This window comes from Curtobacterium sp. 22159 (assembly GCF_052045775.1).
Lineage (GTDB): Bacteria > Actinomycetota > Actinomycetes > Actinomycetales > Microbacteriaceae > Curtobacterium.
This window is the reverse complement of record NZ_JBQEPN010000014.1, coordinates 1-17,602: the sequence shown is the minus strand read 5'-3', so window position 1 is coordinate 17,602 and position 17,602 is coordinate 1. Positions and strand designations below refer to the sequence as shown.

At 72.2% G+C, this 17,602-nt stretch carries 16 protein-coding genes and 1 pseudogene; 7 read left to right on the top strand and 10 right to left on the bottom strand.

What is annotated here, in order from left to right:
* Positions 1 to 185: 185 nt before the first annotated feature.
* A complete protein-coding gene (locus ACTJKO_RS15220; protein ID WP_440689987.1) occupies positions 186 to 407 on the bottom strand; it encodes a DUF3073 domain-containing protein in 222 nt (73 codons plus the stop codon).
* Between the two features lie 157 nt (positions 408 to 564).
* Here ACTJKO_RS15220 and ACTJKO_RS15215 point away from each other — a divergent pair, with 157 nt between their 5' ends.
* The gene (locus ACTJKO_RS15215; RefSeq protein ID WP_440689986.1) at positions 565 to 1,683 is read left to right on the top strand and encodes an NAD(P)-binding domain-containing protein; all 1,119 of its coding nucleotides are present in this window, start codon (positions 565 to 567) and stop codon (positions 1,681 to 1,683) included.
* A gap of 7 nt (positions 1,684 to 1,690) precedes the next feature.
* Here the strand turns inward: ACTJKO_RS15215 and ACTJKO_RS15210 are convergent, their stop codons facing one another.
* The 4 genes from ACTJKO_RS15210 to ACTJKO_RS15195 form a co-directional block, all read right to left on the bottom strand.
* A complete protein-coding gene (locus ACTJKO_RS15210; protein ID WP_440689985.1) occupies positions 1,691 to 2,131 on the bottom strand; it encodes a DoxX family protein in 441 nt (146 codons plus the stop codon).
* 199 nt (positions 2,132 to 2,330) lie between these two features.
* Positions 2,331 to 2,618: a DUF3072 domain-containing protein gene (locus ACTJKO_RS15205; protein WP_440689984.1), complete on the bottom strand. Its 288-nt coding sequence runs from the start codon at positions 2,616 to 2,618 to the stop codon at positions 2,331 to 2,333.
* A gap of 78 nt (positions 2,619 to 2,696) precedes the next feature.
* Complete coding sequence (locus ACTJKO_RS15200) at positions 2,697 to 3,452, bottom strand: hypothetical protein (protein WP_440689983.1); 756 nt, start codon at positions 3,450 to 3,452, stop codon at positions 2,697 to 2,699.
* An 11-nt stretch (positions 3,453 to 3,463) separates the two neighbouring features.
* A complete protein-coding gene (locus tag ACTJKO_RS15195) occupies positions 3,464 to 5,677 on the bottom strand; it encodes an APC family permease (protein ID WP_440689982.1) in 2,214 nt (737 codons plus the stop codon).
* A gap of 130 nt (positions 5,678 to 5,807) precedes the next feature.
* On the opposite strand from ACTJKO_RS15195, the gene ACTJKO_RS15190 reads away from it, so the two are divergent.
* On the top strand, positions 5,808 to 6,596 hold the full coding sequence (locus ACTJKO_RS15190) for a MerR family transcriptional regulator (protein ID WP_440689981.1): 789 nt from the start codon (positions 5,808 to 5,810) through the stop codon (positions 6,594 to 6,596).
* Positions 6,597 to 6,700: 104 nt separating this feature from the next.
* Here ACTJKO_RS15190 and ACTJKO_RS15185 read toward each other — a convergent pair whose 3' ends face one another.
* The 3 genes from ACTJKO_RS15185 to yczE all read right to left on the bottom strand — a co-directional run bounded on the left by ACTJKO_RS15185 (position 6,701) and on the right by yczE (position 8,894).
* A complete protein-coding gene (locus tag ACTJKO_RS15185) occupies positions 6,701 to 7,282 on the bottom strand; it encodes a PadR family transcriptional regulator (RefSeq protein ID WP_440689980.1) in 582 nt (193 codons plus the stop codon).
* Entirely contained in the window at positions 7,279 to 8,151 is an 873-nt protein-coding gene (locus ACTJKO_RS15180) for a DUF4097 family beta strand repeat-containing protein (protein ID WP_440689979.1), read from the bottom strand. Before ACTJKO_RS15180 ends, ACTJKO_RS15185 begins: the two co-directional genes overlap by 4 nt.
* 77 nt (positions 8,152 to 8,228) lie before the next feature.
* Entirely contained in the window at positions 8,229 to 8,894 is a 666-nt protein-coding gene (gene yczE, locus ACTJKO_RS15175; RefSeq protein ID WP_440689978.1) for a membrane protein YczE, read from the bottom strand.
* 60 nt (positions 8,895 to 8,954) lie between these two features.
* On the opposite strand from yczE, the gene yczR reads away from it, so the two are divergent.
* The 3 genes from yczR (at position 8,955) to ACTJKO_RS15160 (ending at position 14,583) form a co-directional block, all read left to right on the top strand.
* Positions 8,955 to 10,403, top strand: coding sequence for a MocR-like transcription factor YczR (gene yczR, locus ACTJKO_RS15170; RefSeq protein ID WP_440689977.1), 1,449 nt, complete (start codon positions 8,955 to 8,957; stop codon positions 10,401 to 10,403).
* 87 nt (positions 10,404 to 10,490) lie between these two features.
* Positions 10,491 to 11,174 carry a DUF6518 family protein gene (locus ACTJKO_RS15165; RefSeq protein WP_440689976.1) on the top strand — a complete coding sequence of 228 codons (684 nt, stop codon included), beginning with the start codon at positions 10,491 to 10,493 and terminating at the stop codon, positions 11,172 to 11,174.
* A 34-nt stretch (positions 11,175 to 11,208) separates the two neighbouring features.
* Positions 11,209 to 14,583, top strand: a complete 3,375-nt coding sequence (locus tag ACTJKO_RS15160) for an efflux RND transporter permease subunit (RefSeq protein WP_440689975.1) — start codon at positions 11,209 to 11,211, stop codon at positions 14,581 to 14,583.
* Here the strand turns inward: ACTJKO_RS15160 and ACTJKO_RS15155 are convergent.
* Together ACTJKO_RS15155 and ACTJKO_RS15150 are read right to left on the bottom strand one after the other, a co-directional pair.
* Complete coding sequence (locus ACTJKO_RS15155) at positions 14,580 to 14,882, bottom strand: hypothetical protein (RefSeq protein WP_440689974.1); 303 nt, start codon at positions 14,880 to 14,882, stop codon at positions 14,580 to 14,582. The two genes, ACTJKO_RS15160 and ACTJKO_RS15155, sit on opposite strands and share 4 nt — an antisense overlap.
* A 188-nt stretch (positions 14,883 to 15,070) precedes the next feature.
* A complete protein-coding gene (locus ACTJKO_RS15150) occupies positions 15,071 to 16,087 on the bottom strand; it encodes an alpha/beta hydrolase (RefSeq protein WP_440689973.1) in 1,017 nt (338 codons plus the stop codon).
* Between the two features lie 98 nt (positions 16,088 to 16,185).
* Between ACTJKO_RS15150 and ACTJKO_RS15145 the strand changes: the two genes are divergently transcribed.
* Together ACTJKO_RS15145 and ACTJKO_RS15140 are read left to right on the top strand one after the other, a co-directional pair.
* A complete protein-coding gene (locus ACTJKO_RS15145; RefSeq protein ID WP_440689972.1) occupies positions 16,186 to 17,040 on the top strand; it encodes a PPK2 family polyphosphate kinase in 855 nt (284 codons plus the stop codon).
* Positions 17,041 to 17,305: 265 nt separating this feature from the next.
* Positions 17,306 to 17,602 (top strand): annotated as a pseudogene (locus ACTJKO_RS15140) (DEAD/DEAH box helicase); the annotation flags it as partial.

Here is a 17,602-nt window from a genome sequence, read left to right as displayed (position 1 = left end):
ACAGCGGTGATGTCGTTCGTTGCGCGCGCGTGCGGGCGACGATGTCGACGTCGTGCGACAGCGGGGGTGCCGTTCTGAGTCGGTGCGGCCGCCCCACCCGGACGACGCCGCACCCCGCGCCAGCCCCGCGCACGACGAAACGCCGCGCTCCCCGAACGGGTGCGCGGCGTCGACGATGAGCCGGGTCAGGCGGACTTGTTCTGGTCCTGTTGGGTCTCGAGCTCGTCGTCCTCGTCGTACTGGTCATCACCGTATTGGTCTGCCCAGCGGTCGACGTAGGAGTTCTCGTCCGAGTGTTGCCCGGCGGAGAGCTCGCGCTCGAGCGCACCGTAGTTCGTCTCCGGGCTGAAGTACTTCAGCTCCCGGGCGACCTTGGTGTGCTTTGCCTTCTGACGGCCGCGCCCCATGCGTGACCCCCTCGTGATCGGCTCTGGTCCGGTCCTGGCGGGAGAGGAGTCACCCGGGGAACCGAACGGTTCGTGGTTTGAAATCTGCCGATCACTCTACCATGTACCCCGATCTGGACGTCGCCGCGACGGCCCCGCGCACAGCAGAATCGAAGTGATGACAGACGACGCCCACGCCCCGGCCGACCAGCACGCCGCCGTCGTGGTGATCGGCGCGGGACAAGCGGGGCTCTCCGTCGCCTACCACCTGCGCCGGCTCGGCCTGTCGTCGGGCAGCGACCTGGTCCTCCTCGACCGCGCACCGAGCACGGGAGGCGCGTGGCAGTTCCGGTGGGAAGCCCTCCGTCTCGGCGCGGCGCACCGTGTGCACGACCTGCCCGGCATGAACGCGATGGGCCTCCGCTTCGACGACGCGGACCGCGCACGCCCGGCGCGTGACGTGGTGGGGGAGTACTACCGGCGGTTCGAGCAGCACTACGACCTGCGCGTCCGGCGCCCCGTCGCGGTGACGTCCGTCTCCCGCACCGGCGATGACGGCGGCCTCCGTGTCACGACGCGTTCCCCCGGCGGCCGTGTCGGTCGGATCGACGCCGAGGTCGTGGTGAACGCCTCCGGGACGTGGGGCACGCCGTTCGTGCCCTGGTACCCGGGCCGGGACCGCTTCCGGGGTCGGCAGATCGACACGACGGAGTACCGGAGCGCCGCGGAGTTCGCCGGTCAGGACGTGGTCGTCGTCGGCGGCGGCACGAGCGCGATCGGGTTCCTCCTCGAGCTCGACGGGGTCGCCGCAAGGACCCGCTGGTTCACTCGGCGCCCGGTGGTCTGGTCCGGTTCGGCGTCGCTCGACCTCGAGTCGGCGGTCGCGGCGGTGGACGAGCAGGACCGTGCGGCGCGGGGCGGCGAGACCCTCCCGAGCATCGTCAGCGGCACGGGGGTACCGATCTCGCGGCGGATCCGTGCCGGCCTCGACCGTGGCGTGCTCCGGGAGTCCCCCATGTTCGTCCGGCTCGACGAGACGGGTGTGGTCACGGCCGACGGCGAGCACGTGCACGCGGACGCCGTGATCTGGGCCACGGGGTTCCGGGCCGACCTCCGGCACCTCGCTCCGTTGCACCTGCGGACCTCGGCCGGCGGGATCGTCGTGGAGGACGGCCGGTCGGTCGACGAGCCACGCCTGTTCCTCGCCGGGTACGGGCCGCAGGCGTCCACGATCGGGGCGAACCGGGCCGGGCGTCGCATCGCCCGAGCGGTGATGGACACCCTCGCGGCCCGCTGACGGTCGTTCAGGCGGGCAGCGGCTCCTCGGCGCCGCGACGCCGACGGGACGCCCGCAGCACCGCGGCGTCGACGGAGAACCGCCCGGCCCCGGTCAACGCCACCGCGAGCGACGCCACCGCGAGCACGAGCACGTACTCGAACCCGCCGTCCTGTGCGAAGAAGCCCGCGGACCCGTGTGCGAGGAGCCCGGCGACCACCATGTCGGCCGCCAACAGCACACCCACGACCCGTGTCGCGACCCCGAGCACGAGGAGGACACCGCCGACGAGTTCGAGCCCGGCGACGAGCGGGGCGGCGACCTCGGCGAGCGGGACGCCCATCCCGGAGAACCCCTCGGCCACGTTCGGGATCCCCTGCGCGAACTTCTGCGCGCCGTGGGCGATGAACACCACGCCGAGGACGATGCGGAGCACGGTCAGGCCGATGGAGGTCGATGTCGTTCGCATGCGGACGACGGTAGACGGTGACGTGTCACCGGTGCCCCTCGACCGGGGGACTACCGGGCGACTGTCCGGACATCACCAGAACATGCCCAGGCACGGGTCCACCGAAACGCGGACCCGCGCCGCGGACGCGTCCACCGAAACGCGGACCCGCGCCCGCGCACGCGTCCGACCGGACGCAGACCCGGGCCCGCGCAAGGGGTCAGGAGTCGGCGCCGCGCCCGGTCTTCTGCTGCAACCGGTCGATGTGTTCGGACGCCTCGGCCTTCGTGAGGTCGGCCGGGAGCTCCTCGCCGGCTTCGCGCGCGAGCGTGTCGAGGTAGCTGCGCTGCGGCCCGGTCATCGGCTCGTCACCGGTCACCCACTGCTCGGGGTCCTTGCTGGCGTCCGTCGAGGGGTCGGGGCGTGCGCCGCCGAGGGTCTCGGGGCGTGCGCCGCCGAGGGTCTCGGGCTGGTCGGTCGGCTCGTTCGTCGGGTTCACGTCACTCATGTCCCGGACGCTACGCCGCACCCCCGACGCGGACATCCACCGGAGCGTCCCCCGGACCATGGGTCCCGACGGCAGCGCTCAGACCGGGACGGCCGTGTAGCGGACGAGATCGGGCCCGACCGAGCTCACCGCGATGGGCACCGACCGCTCCTCGCGGCGGATCCAGACCGTCGCGGCCTGCTCGTCGATCCGTTCGACCTCGTGCAGTGCTCCGTCGAGCAGCACCGCCGCGGTCACCTGCACCCACCCGGTGCTCGGGCGCGGGGGCAGCCCCACGACGTCGTCGGCGAAGACCGGGTACCGACCCGGCGACAGGAAGGGCGACACCGGCGTGGTCACGATCTCCAGTCCGGCGTCGACGGCGCGCACGGCCACGAGCCGGACGGCTTGGTCGGCCGGGAGCGGCACGTCCACGACCGGGTCCTCGGCCGAGCCGGCCAGCGCGCGGAAGGCGGGGCGACCGTCGGGGCCGAGCCGCGCCTCCAGGCTGTCGACCCGTACGCGCCCGCGCCCACGCGAGTCGGCGTAGGTGCCCGGCTCCAGCCCCGACCGGCGAGCCTCGAGACGGGAGACGACCACGCGGTCCGGCCGGTACCAGTCCCGCAGCGTGGCGGGGTCGACCCAGCCGATGCTCTCGGCGCCACGCGCCAGCGCTGCGGACTCGTCGGCGGCGCGCTCGTCGATCGCGCCGAGCGGGTGCTCACCCCGGACGGCGACGAGTCCTTCGTAGGGCCCGTCCGTCGGCGGCTCGTGGTCGAGCACCTCGACGCGCTTGGAGACCTTGCCGCCGTGCCCGTCGAACGTCGCGAAGGTGCGCAGGTCGGAGATCGTCATGACGACAGATGCTACGACGCGTGTCCGTCACCGCGCGGAGGTGCGGGGACCAGCACGCCCATCTCGCCGGTGCACTGCGCCGGGTCGACGCCCTCGGCAGGGCCGGCGGGACGCGTGGCCCGGCGGGGCTGCAGGCTGTTGCGCTGCGCCGATCGCAGCAGACGGTCGTCCTCGGCGTCGTGGTGGAACACGCCCTGGGGTGACCGCCGGAGCGCCGGACGGATGGGCTCGCCGCGTCGCTCCTGGCCGGGCAACGGGCGCGAACGGCGGCCGTAGAGCAGCTCGGAGGAGTCCAGCAGCCACGGCACGAGGGCGACCGTGACGCCGTGCACGAGCAGCAGCTTCTTCCGGATGCGACGGCCGCGGTGGTTGTGGAGGAGGGTCTCCCACCAGTGCCCGACGACGAACACGGGCGTGTACACCGTGACGACCTCGGAGCCGTGTTCCATCCGGTGCGCCTTGATGTACTTGATGAGCGGCATCGAGATGTCGCGGTACGGGCTCGGCACGATCGTGAGTGGCACCTCGATGCCGTGTGCCGTCCACTGCTCCTGCAGCCGTACGGCCTCGGCGTCGTCGATCGCGACGTGCACCGCCTCGAAGCTGGCGTGCTTGGCCGCGATCGCGTAGTCGAGCGCCTTGAGCACCGGCTTCTGCAGCTTGTTCACGAGCACGATGGCGTGGTCGCCGGTCGCGCCGAACTGGGTCTCCTCGTCGGCCTCGATCTCGTGCGAGACGTCCCGGTAGTACCGGTTGACGCCGAGCATGAGCACGAACAGCACCGGCATGATGACGAACACGAGCCAGGCGCCGTGCGTGAACTTCGTGATCGTGACGATCACGAGGACCACGAACGTGAAGGTCGCGCCGGTGGCGTTGATGAGTCGGGAGCGCACCACCTGTCCGCGGTTGACGGGTTCCTCGGCGGTGCCGGCCCGGTCGGCACGGAGCAGCCGGGTCCAGTGCAGGACCATCCCGGTCTGGCCGAGGGTGAACGACACGAACACACCGATGATGTAGAGCTGGATGAGGCTCGTGACGTTCGCCCGGTACACGATGAGCAGCGCCGCCGCGACGAGGGCGAGGACGATCACGCCGTTCGAGTAGATGAGCCGGTCTCCGCGGGTCGACAGCGCCTTCGGGGCGTACGAGTCGCGCGCCAGGATCGAGCCGAGCAGCGGGAAGCCGTTGAACGCCGTGTTCGCGGCGAGGAGCAGCACCGCCGCCGTGGTGGCCTGGATCACGAAGAAGAGGATCGAGTCGTTGCCGAACGTCGCGGCGGCGATCTGGGCGATGAGGGAGCGCTGCGGCGTCGTGGCGCACTGCGCGAAGCCCTGCAGGTCGCACGCGCTCTCGGCGTAGTGCACGCGGGAGATGAGCGCGAGCGTGATGAGGCCGACGAACAGCACGATGGCGATCGACCCCATGAACACGAGGGTCATCTGCGCGTTCTTGATCTTCGGTCGGCGGAACGCCTGCACGCCGTTCGCGATCGCCTCGACACCGGTCAGCGCGGAGCACCCGGACGCGAACGCGCGGAGCAGCAGGAGGATGAACGCGGCCTGCGTGGTGTGCTCGACGTTCTGGACGGTGTAGGCGGCGGACTCGGCCACGGGCGCGTGACCGATCGCGGCGCGGAACAGCCCCGTGACCACCATGACGAAGACGCTCGCGACGAAGAGGTAGGTCGGGACCGCGAAGGCCTTGCTCGACTCGCGGACCCCGCGGAGGTTCGCCGCCGCCAGGAGCACGACGAACAGCAGCGCGAGTTCGACCCGGAACTCGTTGAGGACGGGGAGCGCCGAGATGATGTTGTCCACGCCCGACGCCACCGACACGGCGACGGTCATGACGTAGTCGACGAGCAGGGCCGACGCGACGACCAGCCCGGCCTTCTCGCCGAGGTTCCGGTGCGCGACCTCGTAGTCGCCACCGCCGGACGGGTACGCCTTGATGAGCTGTCGGTAGGACGCGACGACGACGACGAGCAGCAGCACGACGAGTGCCGCGACCCACGGAGCGAACGTCAGGAACGCCATCCCGCCGAGCAGCAGGATCATGAGGAGCTCCTGCGGCGCGTACGCCACGGAGGACAGCGGGTCACTCGCGAAGATGGGCAGTGCCAGGTGCTTCGGGAGGAGCTGCCCTTCGAGCTTCTCGGAGGGGAGGGGATCCCCGATCAGTCGCGCTTTCAACGACCGGATCTCGTTCGTCACGAGCGGCAAACCTACTCATTTCCGGGCGGGAGTCAACACGGGTCGTCGTCGCCGTATTCCCCCTCGGGCGAACCGGAGGTGAACAAGCACCCACGACACCCTTGTGGTTGACGCAGCGTCAACCACTACGGTCGTGGGCATGAGGGATTCGACAGACAGCGGCGACGCAGCTGCGAAAGCGCCGCACGGCATCGCCGACGTGGCGCGTTCCGCGGGCGTCTCGAGTCGCACGCTGCGGCACTACGACGCCATCGGGCTGCTGCCCGCGACGGCGATCGGGCAGGGCGGGCTCCGGCGGTACGACGACCGCTCGCTCGTCCGGCTGCAGCGGATCCTGCTCCTCCGGGGACTCGGGCTCGGGCTGTCCGAGATCCGTGCCGTGCTCGACGGGGAGCAGGACGACGTCGCCGCCCTCACCGCCCACGTCGCGTGGCTCGAACGCGAACGCGACCGGCTCGCGCGGCAGCTCGCCGCCGTCCGCACCACCATCACGAGGATCCAGCAGGGAGAGGACATGAACACCACCGACACGTTCGACGGGTTCGACCAGACACGGTTCAAGCAGGAGGTCGAGGAACGGTGGGGTCCCGAGGCCTGGGACCGCGGTACCCGCTGGTGGGCGTCGAAGGACCCCGCCGCGAAGGAGGCGTTCCAGGCCGAACAGCGCGCCATCGCCCGGGACGCCGCCGCGCTCGCCGCCTCCGGTGACGGGCCGACCTCACGCGCGGCGCTCGCGCTCGCGAGGCGGCAGTTCGACTGGTTGGCGCAGGCCACGCCCCCGGCCGAGTTGACCGCCGAGCGGTTCCGCACGCTCGCCGACATGTACGTGCAGGACGAGCGGTTCACGCACGCCTACGAGTGGGCCGGCGCCGGTGCCGAGCAGGCGCTCCGGGGCGCGATGCACGCGCTCGCCGACCGCGGGCTCTAGCGGCGCGGTCGAGCCGCACCGCGCCTCCCGTGCCCGTCTGCGGAACCTGGTTCCGGAGCACCAGCCGGGAGGCGCGGCTCGCCACCACGAGTCGGCCGACGGTCTCAGAGGGACTTGCGCAGCGCCTCCAGGCCGTCGCGCAGGCGTGTGACGGTGTCGCCGGTGAGCGTGCCGCGGGTCGCCCGACGGCGGAGGTCCGCGCGGACCTGCTGCCGGAACGACGACAGCGCCATCTCGACGTCGCGGAGCGCGCGGGCCCCCTCCGACGGGACGTCCACCGGCTCGTCCGCGGTCTGACCCCGGGGAGCCTGAGCGCTCGCGGCGAGGTCGGCACGGAGGGACCGCATGGCCGCTCCCACCGAGGCACGGACGCCGTCGGCGAGGGACTTCACCGAGTCGTTCACGCCGTTCTCCACCGCAGCGATCTCGTCCGCACGGGCGTCGAGCTCGGCGCGGCCGGCGGGCGTGATCGCGTAGACGGTCTTCCGGCCGTCGGCGGACTTCGTGACGAGTCCCTCTTCCTCGAGCTTCGCGAGCCGCGGGTACACGGTGCCGGCGCTCGGGACGTACGTGCCTCCGAAGCGGTCGCCGAGTGCCTGGATCACCTCGTAGCCGTGCATCGGGTGGTCGGCGAGCAGGACGAGCAGGTAGAGGCGCAGGTGGCCGTGGGCGAAGACGGGGCTCATTCGGCCACCTCGCCGTCCGTGGTCGCGGTGGGCTCCGGTGCGGGCGTGCTGCTCCAGGCCCCGGACTCCGTGGTGGGTGCGGCATGGAGGACCGCGATGTCGCCGGACACCGAGTTCACGCGGAGGTCGAGCCACTGGCCGGAGAGCTCACCGCCCTGCTTGACGTACGAGCCGCGGACGCCGCGGATCTCCGAGTCGTCGAACTGCAGCTTGCCGGAGGCCGTGCTCACGGTGCAGCGGTAGGGGACGCCGTCCTCGAGTCGGACGCTGACCGAGCCGGACACCGTGTTGACGCGCGCCGTGTCCGGTGTGCCGTGCAGGTCGAGCACGACGTCGGCCGAGACGCCGTCCGCGGTGAACCGGGGGATCGCGCCGGTCGCGACGACGTCGCCGGAGACGGTGTGCACCGTGAGGGCACCGTCGAGTTCGCGGATCGTGGTGGTGCCGGACACCGCGTTGACGGTGAGGTCGCCGGCGACCTCGTCGACGACCACGTCGCCCGAGACGGTGTTGAGCGTGGCTCCGCGGTTGGTGCCCGACAGCAGCGCACCGGCGGACACGACGCCGACGGTGACGACCGCGTCGCGGGGGACCAGCACGCTGACGTCGGCCTGGGCCTTGCCGCGGAAGGACTTGAGGAACCCGATGGGGTCGTCCCACCGGACCTGCGGGTGGTCGACGGTGAGCGTGTCGCCGTCGACCTCGATCTTCAACGGCTTGCCGGACACGCTGTGCACCTCGACGCGGGCGGTCGGTTCGTCGTGTGCGACGACGTCGACCTGTCCGCCGGCGAGTCCGACGCGCAGGCGTCGGACGATGCCGGTGTCGATGACCTTCGGCTCGTCGACGAGCCACTTCTCCTGGGCCATGTTGCCTCCTCGAACTCGCGATGTATCGCGTCTTTGGCGGACACGTTATATCGCGAGTCGGACGCGCGCAAGGGGGTTCAGGCGAGTTCCGAGGCAGAGGCGGTGCGCGCCTCCAGGGCGGCAGCGGAGGCCCGGGTCCGTTCCGGGCTCCACGGGAAGCGACGGAACACCGGCATGAGCGGCTGCACCATCGGACCGATCGCGAACGCGGCGATCACCGTGCCCGCTCCCACGTCGCCACCGAGGAGCCAGCCGACGAGGACCACCGACACCTCGATGGTGGTCCGAGCCAGCCACACCGGCCACCCGAGTCGCTCGTGCAGGCCCACCATCAGGCCGTCCCGCGCACCGGTGCCGAACCCCGCGCCGATGTAGAACGCGGTGGCGACCGCGAGCAGCAGCAACCCCGCGACGAAGAGCAGGACCCGCGCGACGATGCCCGACGGGCTCGGCACGAGCCACAGCACCAGGTCGGCCGAGGGGCCGATCGCCAGGGCGTTGAGCAGGGTGCCGATCCCGGGCTTCTGGCGGAGCGGGATCCAGAAGAGCAGGATCACCCCGCTCGACACCACGGTGATGACGCCGAACGACCACGGCACCACGTGCTCGAGGCCCTCGGTCAGCACCGTCCACGAGCTCACCCCGACGACCGCGCGGACCTGCAGCGCGGTGGACGCTCCGTAGAGGAACAGCCCGACGAACAGTTGGACGAAACGGAGGGTGATCGAGGCGGAGCGGGGCATGCGTCGATCGTCTGGGAGATTGGACTGCCCGTCGAGAGCCAATCGCGGTAGCGTGGTCCCGTGCCCCCGGTCCTGCTCAGCGCGCGCTCCGCCGCCCTCCTCCTCACCGACTGGCGCGCGGGGACGGACGTCCCCGCCTACGAGGCGCTGTCCGACGCACTCCGGGTGCTCGTCATCGACGGCCGCGTCCCGCAGGGCGTGCGGCTGCCGGCCGAGCGCGGTCTCGCGACGGCACTCGGGGTCTCGCGCACCACGGTCGCGAACGCCTACGCCCGCCTCCGGTCGGACGGCTTCCTCGTGTCCGTCCGCGGATCCGGCAGCGTCGTGCGCCTCCCGGCCGGCCTCATCGGGCGGCCGGACCCGGAACGACTCGGCGGCGTCGTCGACCACGAGCTCCTCGACCTCAGGAAGGCGGCGATGCACTCGGCGCCGGGCGTCGCCGAGGCCGTGGAGCGGGCGGTGCGCCACGTGCCCGCGGCGCTCGCCGGCATCGGGTACGACACCGTCGGCGACCCCGGACTGCGCGCCGCCATCGCCGCCCGGTACACCGAACGGGGACTGCCGACCGACGCGTCGCAGGTCATCGTGACCCTCGGGGCGCAGCACGCGATCGCCCTGCTCGCCCGGGTGCTCGTCCGACGCGGCGACGCGGTGCTCGTCGAGTCGCCGACCTACCCGCACGCCCACGAAGCCTTCCGCGAGGCAGGCGGACGCCTCGTCGGCGTCCCCGTGGACGCCCGCACCGGATGGGACGCGACGGCGCTCGAGACCACCCTGCGTCGGACAACACCGGCCGTGGCGTACGTCATGCCGGAGCTGCACAACCCGACCGGCGCGACGATGTCGGGGGCGACGCGGGAGCGCCTGCTGTCGGTGGCGGCGTCGACCGGCACGACCGTGATCGCGGACGAGACCATGGGGGAACTCCGGATCGAGGGAACGGCCTCGGCACCCCTCGCCGCGTCCGAGGGCGGGGAACCGGTCGTCATGATCGGGTCCGCCGCGAAGGTGTTCTGGGGCGGCCTCCGCATCGGGTGGATCCGCGCGGCGCCCGACCTGCTGCAGCGGCTGCTGCTGGCCCGTCCCACGGGCGACCTCGGCACGCCCGTCCTCGACCAGTTGGTCGCGCGGGAGCTCGTGCCGCGCACGGAGGCGGTCCTGGAGGCGCGGCGCGCGTACCTCCGCGAGGCTCGCGACGACGTGGTGGGCGCGTTGCGCGCGCGGCTCCCGGAATGGGACGTCCCGTCGCCGGCGGGCGGGTTGACGACGTGGGTCGGGCTCGGGCGGCCGGTGTCGAGCGCGCTCGTGCTCGCCGCCCGGAGGGACGGCGTCGTGCTGGCGTCCGGCGGGGTGTTCGGCCCGGACGGCGGCTTCGAGCGGTTCCTGCGCGTGCCGTTCACGATGCCGCCGGCGGACCGGGTACGGCTGGTCGACGTGCTCGAACGGTCGTGGGCGCGGATCAGCGGCGACTCAGCGGGAGTCCGGGGCTCGCTGGCCGCGGTGGTGTGACGGGTCATCCTCGGGAGTGACGCCGGAGCGGGGATCTGGCTCCGGGGAGTGATGCGCCGGCCTGCGTCCCGCGCCGAAGCTGGTGCCATGGAGACGACCATGAACGCCGGACGGCCCGCGAGCCCCGCTCCCGCACCTCCGCACGGAGCCGGCCCGTCGCGGTCGGTGCCGCCCGCGGCCCGGATCTCGATGGCGCTCACCGGTGCGTTGCTCGCCGGCGTCCTCACCTCGTTCGGCCAGGCGCTGCCGGGGCTGTCGACCGTCTCGAACTCGGCCGGGCCCTGGTTCGCGGTCGCGGTCGTGCTGTGCATGGTCGCCGGCGTGCGGCTCGGTCGCCCGACCCTGGCGGCCGCGATGGTCCTCGGGGTGGTCCTGCTCGAGCTCATGCACGTGGGCTACTGGGCGACGACGAACCTCCGCGGGTACCCGGACGTGCTCTCGATCACGAACTTCTGGGTCCTGATGGGGATCCCCGCCGGGGTGCTCGCCGGTGCCGTCGCGGTCGCCGTCCGTTCCCCGGACGTCCGCTGGCGTGGCGCGGCCCTCGGCGCGACGGCCGCCGTGCTCGTCGGGGAGGGCATCCGCGCCCTCCTGCAGGTCGCCGACACCACCGGCCCGGTCGCGTGGGTCGTCGAGATCGCGGTGGGCATCGCCGTGCTCGTCACGGCCGTCGCCACCGCACGGACCCCGGTCGGCCGGGTCGTCGCGCTCGGGACCGGCGTCCTGGGCACCGTGGGCGTGCTCGGGGCGTTCCTCCTGCTCGGCGGCTGAACGCGCCCGGGCCGGCCCTGCAAGGATCGACGGCGTGCACCTCCTCTCGGTCTTCAGCCTCCGCAACCGGGCGCTCATCGCGCTCGTCACCGTCGTCGTCGCGGTGTTCGGCGGCATCGCGCTGACGAGCCTCAAGCAGGAGCTCATCCCGAGCGTCCAGTTCCCCCAGGTCGCGATCGTCAGCGCCTACCCGGGAGCCACGCCGGAGGTCGTCTCGAACGACGTCTCGACGAAGATCGAACAGGCCATCCAGGTGGTGCCGAACCTCGAGTCGACGAGCGCGACCTCGTCGACCGGCCAGAGCGTCGTCTCCGCCTCGTTCGACTACGGCTCGAACCTCGCGAGCGCCGAGGACAAGATCCAGACCGCCGTGAACGCCCTCTCGCTGCCGGACACGGTGCAGACCCAGATCGTCACGGGGTCGTTCGACGACATCCCGGTCCTGCAGCTCGCCGTGACGGCGTCCGGCGACCAGGAGCAGCTCGTCGACCGGTTGAACGCCACGGCGGTCCCGGACATCGAGAAGCTCGACGGGGTGCGGCAGGCGGACGTGTTCGGCAACCCCGGCCGGCGCATCGTCATCACGCCGGACCAGGCCGCGCTGGCGTCGCACGGGCTGACGAGCCAGTCCATCGCCGACGCCCTCGACGACAACGGCACGCTGGTGCCCGGCGGGACGATCACGCAGGACGGCAAGACGCTGTCGGTACAGACGGGGGAGCGGATCGCGTCGCTCGACGACATCCGTGGGCTGCCGTTGACGGCATCCTCGTCGTCCTCGACTTCCTCGTCTTCTTCGTCCTCGTCGTCCTCGTCGTCGTCGGGCACTCCCGGGACGGGTGCGACCCCCGCGGCCGGCGGGACCGGCGCGAGCACCGCTGTCGGCGCGACCACCGGCCCCACCGCAGCCGGCGGGGCGGGCACGAGCAGTGCCTCCAGTCCGACCCGGCTCGGCGACGTCGCGACCGTGCGGATCGAGGAATCGCCGCGCACCTCGATCAGCCGTGTGGACGGCAAGACCGCGCTGACGATCGCGATCACGAAGACGCAGGAGGCGAACACGGTCGACGTCTCCCGGACCGTCCGGGACGCACTGCCCGGGATCGAGTCGAAGGTCCCCGGGGACCCGCGGTTCACGGTGGTGTTCGACCAGGCGCCCTACATCCAGCAGTCCATCGACTCCCTCGCCGAGGAGGGCCTGCTGGGCCTCGGGTTCGCGGTGGTCGTCATCCTGATCTTCCTGCTCTCGGTCCGGTCGACGATCGTGACGGCGATCTCGATCCCGACGTCGGTGCTCCTCGCCGCGATCGGCATGCGCGCCACCGGCTACACGTTGAACGTCATCACGCTCGCGGCGCTGACGATCGCGATCGGCCGCGTCGTCGACGACTCGATCGTGGTCATCGAGAACATCAAGCGTCACCTCCGGCCCGGGGTGGACCGCACCCGCGCGGTGCTCGACGCCGTGCGCGAGGTCGCCGGCGCGGTGACGGCCTCGACCCTGACGACCGTCGCGGTGTTCCTGCCGGTGGCGTTCGTCGCCGAACTCGTCGGTGAGCTCTTCCGGCCGTTCGCACTCACCGTGACCATGGCGCTCGTGGCGTCGCTGCTCGTGTCGCTGACGATCGTGCCGGTGTTGGCGTACTGGTTCCTGCGGACGCCGCGAACAGACCGGACCGGTGCCGGTGCCGGTGCCGCTGCCGCTTCCGGCGCGGGTGCCGGTGCGAGTGCCGGAGTCGGAGCCGGCGCTGCGACGGCCACCGGCACGGCGGCCGTGGCGCCGGGCGACGGCTCACTCGACTCGGCCGCGGACCTGCACGACGCCGGCGCTCCGGACCGGCTCCGGCGTGCCTACCAGCCCGTCCTGCGCTGGGCGATCGGACGACCGGCCCTCGTCGTGGTGCTCGCGGTCCTCGTGCTCGGCGGGACCGCGGCGGCCGTGCCGTTCGTCAAGACGAACTACCTCGGCGACTCCGGCCAGAACACCTTCACGGTGACGCAGGACCCCGCCCCCGGGACGAGCCTCGACGTGCAGTCCGACACCGCACGGAAGGTCGAGCGGGTACTCCGCGGTGTCGACGGTGTGGACACGGTGCAGACCACCATCGGGACCAGTGGACAGTCGGTCCAGGCGGCGTTCGGCGGCGGTGCGACGGCCTCCGTGCAGTACAACGTGACGACCGACGCGAACGAGGACCAGACGGCGATCCAGTCGACCGCGCGGAAGCGCATCGATCGTCTCTCGGGGGTCGGCGACGTCAGCCTCTCGACGGCCGGCGGCGGGTTCGGTGGCTCCAGCGACATCGAGGTGGACGTCACCGCACCGACCCAGGCCGAGCTGCGCACCGCTGCGCAGCAGGTGCTCCGCGAGATGCGCACGGTGGCCTCGACCACCGACGCCACGAGCAACCTCTCCGCCGCCGAGCCCTACCTGGCCGTCCGCGTGGACCGTCAGGCCGCGGCGGCGCACGGCCTGACCGAGACCCAGGTCGGCGGACTGGTTGCCGCAGCGGTCTCGCCCCGGGACACCGGGACCGTCGAGATCGAGGACGCCACCCTCGACGTGTACATCGCCGATCCGCACCCGCCGACCACGATCGCGGCGCTCAAGGCCCTGTCCGTCCCGACCTCGACGGGGGCGGTGCCGCTGTCCGACCTGGCGACGGTCGAGCAGGCGGAGGGCCCCACGACGATCACGACCTCGAACGCCGTGCGGACGGCGACCATCACGGTCACGCCGGACTCGACCAACCTCGGGGCCGCCGTGCAGAACGTGACCGCGGCCGTCGACGGGCTGCAACTGCCCCGGGGTGCCTCCGCGGAGATCGGCGGCGTCGCGTCGAGCCAGTCGTCGGCCTTCGGTCAGCTCCTGCTCGCGATGCTCGTCGCGATCCTCATCGTCTACGTGGTCATGGTGGCGACGTTCCGCAGTCTCCTCCAACCGTTGCTGCTGCTCGTGTCGGTGCCGTTCGCCGCGACCGGGGCGCTGCTGCTCCAGATCGTCACGGGGATCCCGCTCGGGGTGGCGTCACTGATCGGGCTGCTCATGCTCGTCGGCATCGTCGTCACGAACGCGATCGTGCTCATCGACCTCGTGAACCAGTACCGACGGCGGGGCCTGCGGGTGCGGGACGCACTGGTCGAGGGTGCCACCCGGCGACTCCGCCCGATCCTGATGACCGCGCTCGCGACGATCTTCGCGCTCCTGCCGATGGCCGTCGGACTCACCGGACGGTCCGGGTTCATCTCCCAACCGCTCGCGCTCGTCGTGATCGGCGGCCTGGTGTCGTCGACGCTGCTGACCCTCGTCGTCCTGCCGTCGCTCTACGCCCTGGTGGAAGGCGCCCGGGAACGCCGTGCCGAACGTCGCGCCGGCCGCCGCTCCTCGGAGGAGTCGACGGCGGACTAGCGGCGGTACTCAGCGTCGATGCTCGCGATCGGGTCCGCGGTGCGAGCGGTGGCGGTGGTGTCCGCGCGCTCGACCGTCCGGAACCACGACACGAGCACGCACGTCAGCGTGATGACGAACACGATCCCCGCGGCTTGCGACACCACGACCATCCGGCCGGTCGACGCCGCGTACCCGCCGAACGCGACGGCGACGGTGAACGACAGCCCGAGCAGCAGCTCGGCGACGGTCCGCAGCGTGGAGCGTCCCTCCCACCGGGCGGTGTCGGCGGGTGCGGGGCGCGCGGAGGTGTCGGTCACCCAGGAAGTCTGCGGTGCCGCGGCGCTCCGCAGCAGTCCCGACTCCGGGTGCCACCCGGCCGGGGCACGTGGCGCGGTGCCGACGACCGCGCGTGGGACCCGGCCGGGCAGGCGCGACGAGGCGCGGCCGACTGCGCGTGGCACCCGGGCGTGCGCGTGCGACGAGGCGCGGCCGACCGCGTCGGCCCTCAGCCGAGGTGCTGCCGCAGGAACGACGCCACGCGCCTGCTCATCGCCTCGTCCAGCTGCGCGATGGAGTGTGCCGTGCCCTCGACCGCGACGAACGTCACCGGCACGTCGTGCTCCCGGAGCGTCGTCGCGAACTCCTGCGATTCCCACAGGGGGATGAACTCGTCGGTGGAGTGCCCGATGAAGAACGGTGCCGTGTCCGCGGTGACGTGGTACTCCGGCGACGCCCGCCGGGCCGCCGGACAGTCCGTGTACGACCGGCACCCGAGGTACAGGAGCTGCTTCCGCTGGAACGACGCGGAGACGCCGTCGGCCTCGGTGGAGCGGCTCGTGAGGTCCGTGGGGCCGCTGAGGTCCACGACCGCCCGGATCCGGTCGCCGCGTGCGGACGCCGCCGAGTCGTGGTCGGTGACGGCGAGCATCGCGGCGAGGTTCCCCCCGGCGCTCCCGCCGAAGACCCCGACCCGACCGCTGTCGACGTCGTAGGTCGAGAGCGTCGTCGACCGGAAGACCCAGTCGAGCGCCCGACGGACGTCGTCGAGGCCCGCGGGGAACGGGTCGGTCGGCGCGAGCCGGTAGTCGACGTTGAACGTCACGAAGCCCTCGGACGCCAGGTACTTGCACACGGACCGGTACGCGGCCGTCGCCTTGTCGCCGTGGGACCAGCTGCCGCCGTGGATCATCAGCACCGCGGGCCGACCGGAGCCGCTGCCCGACGGGGCGCTCGCCGACGGGACGCTGGCCGACGGTGCCGGCGTCGGGGTCGGCGTGGCCGTCGTGTCCGGCGCGCTGTCCGCGGGGAGGCACACGTCGAGGCGCTGCAGGTCGTCCGACCCGTACGGCACGTCCGCGACGACGTCGATGCCGTGGTACCGGAGCGACAGCGGGTAGATCACCGGGTCAGCGGTCACCGTCCGGTTCTCGTCGCCCACCGGGTCGGCGCTGCACGAGGCCACCGCCCCGATCGCCAGCACCGCGGCGACGAGCGCGAGCAGCGAGCGACGGCCTGACCTCATCGGGTCCACGCTAACCCGCCCGCCCGGCGAGCACGTCCGCCCGACGGACGAAGCGCAGTGGTCGGTGCCAGGATGAGAGTCGACCCGCAGGAGGACCCGTGAGCCGTCGCAAGGCCTGGAACGCCGACCCCGAACCGCTGCTCCGCGTCGAGGACGGCTTCCGCCTCGACCGCGTCGATCCGGACGGCACGCCGGGGTTCCCGGGCCGGAAGATCGACGGGCTCGAGGCGCTCGCCGCCGGTTCCTCCCGCCTCTCCGCCCTGCAGGAGCGACTGTGGGCGGCGTCCACCGCGGGCGACCGCCGACGGGTGCTCCTCGTGCTGCAGGCGATGGACACCGCGGGGAAGGGCGGCATCGTCTCCCACGTCGTCGGCGCGGTGGAGCCGAACGGCGTCCACTACGCGGGCTTCAAGGCGCCCACGGCCGAGGAGCGCGAGCACGACTTCCTCTGGCGGGTCGAACGGCAGCTGCCGCACGCCGGTCAGCTCGGGGTGTTCGACCGGTCGCACTACGAGGACGTCCTCATCCAGAAGGTCCGCGCCCTCGCACCCCCGGACGAGATCGACCGACGCTACGGGGCGATCGTCGACTTCGAGGACCGCCTCGTCGAGTCGGGCACGAGCATCGTGAAGGTCATGCTGCACATCTCGAAGGACGAGCAGCGCGAACGCCTCGGCGACCGCCTGGACCGGCCCGACAAGCACTGGAAGTTCAACCCCGCCGACATCGACGAGCGGATGCGTTGGGACGACTACCAGGCCGCCTACCAGACCGTGTTCGACCGCACCTCGACCGCGCGCGCTCCGTGGTACGTGGTCCCGGCGAACCGCAAGTGGTATGCCCGCCTCGCCGTCCAGCAGCTCCTGCTCCGGACCCTCGAGGACATGCAGCTCACCTGGCCCGCCGCCGACTTCGACGTGGCCGAGCAGCGTCGGCGGCTCGCCGAGTCCTGACGGAGGGTGGCCCAGGAGGCGCGGCACGCCTCCGGTACGCAGCACACGCCCGTCGCCGGGCTGGTCAGGTGCGGTGCGATCACGTAGACTCGCTCGGTCGGCCTTCGACGCCGTGACGTTGCGATCACGGGATCTCGTTTGGGTGTGTGTTGCTCGAGGGCTGGATTCACGTCGATCCGCGACGGGAAGAACCCCCTCTCCGCATACAGCCCCCGCCGATGTCGCTGCCGGGCGCTGCGGACGTCTGCACCCCGAGAAAGTAGCCATGGCCCCGTACAACAAGGGCGGCGCGGACAACCGTGCCTCCGATCGTGTCCGTCACCCGAACGGCACCCCCGCTGCTCGCAGCAGCAAGCACCGCGGCTTCCGTGCCGCTGACCCGTCGCAGCCCCGGCAGAAGCAGCGCTGGGACGCCGAAGAGCGTCGCGGGCGCGCAGCGCAGGGGGAGCGTCCGGCGCGTCCGAACTGGGAGCCGCGTGACGGCGGTCAGCGCCGTCCGGAGCGCGACGACCGCGGAGGGCGTCGGTTCGACCGTGACGACCGTGCGCCGCGTCGGTTCGAT

Excerpts from the sequence above, each read along its gene's own strand:
- ACTJKO_RS15220 (WP_440689987.1), bottom strand. The coding sequence starts at position 407 with ATGGGGCGCGGCCGTCAGAAGGCAAAGCACACCAAGGTCGCCCGGGAG.
- ACTJKO_RS15215 (WP_440689986.1), top strand. The coding sequence starts at position 565 with ATGACAGACGACGCCCACGCCCCGGCCGACCAGCACGCCGCCGTCGTG.
- ACTJKO_RS15210 (WP_440689985.1), bottom strand. The coding sequence starts at position 2,131 with ATGCGAACGACATCGACCTCCATCGGCCTGACCGTGCTCCGCATCGTC.
- ACTJKO_RS15205 (WP_440689984.1), bottom strand. The coding sequence starts at position 2,618 with ATGAGTGACGTGAACCCGACGAACGAGCCGACCGACCAGCCCGAGACC.
- ACTJKO_RS15200 (WP_440689983.1), bottom strand. The coding sequence starts at position 3,452 with ATGACGATCTCCGACCTGCGCACCTTCGCGACGTTCGACGGGCACGGC.
- ACTJKO_RS15190 (WP_440689981.1), top strand. The coding sequence starts at position 5,808 with ATGAGGGATTCGACAGACAGCGGCGACGCAGCTGCGAAAGCGCCGCAC.
- ACTJKO_RS15185 (WP_440689980.1), bottom strand. The coding sequence starts at position 7,282 with ATGAGCCCCGTCTTCGCCCACGGCCACCTGCGCCTCTACCTGCTCGTC.
- ACTJKO_RS15180 (WP_440689979.1), bottom strand. The coding sequence starts at position 8,151 with ATGGCCCAGGAGAAGTGGCTCGTCGACGAGCCGAAGGTCATCGACACC.
- yczE (WP_440689978.1), bottom strand. The coding sequence starts at position 8,894 with ATGCCCCGCTCCGCCTCGATCACCCTCCGTTTCGTCCAACTGTTCGTC.
- ACTJKO_RS15165 (WP_440689976.1), top strand. The coding sequence starts at position 10,491 with ATGGAGACGACCATGAACGCCGGACGGCCCGCGAGCCCCGCTCCCGCA.
- ACTJKO_RS15150 (WP_440689973.1), bottom strand. The coding sequence starts at position 16,087 with ATGAGGTCAGGCCGTCGCTCGCTGCTCGCGCTCGTCGCCGCGGTGCTG.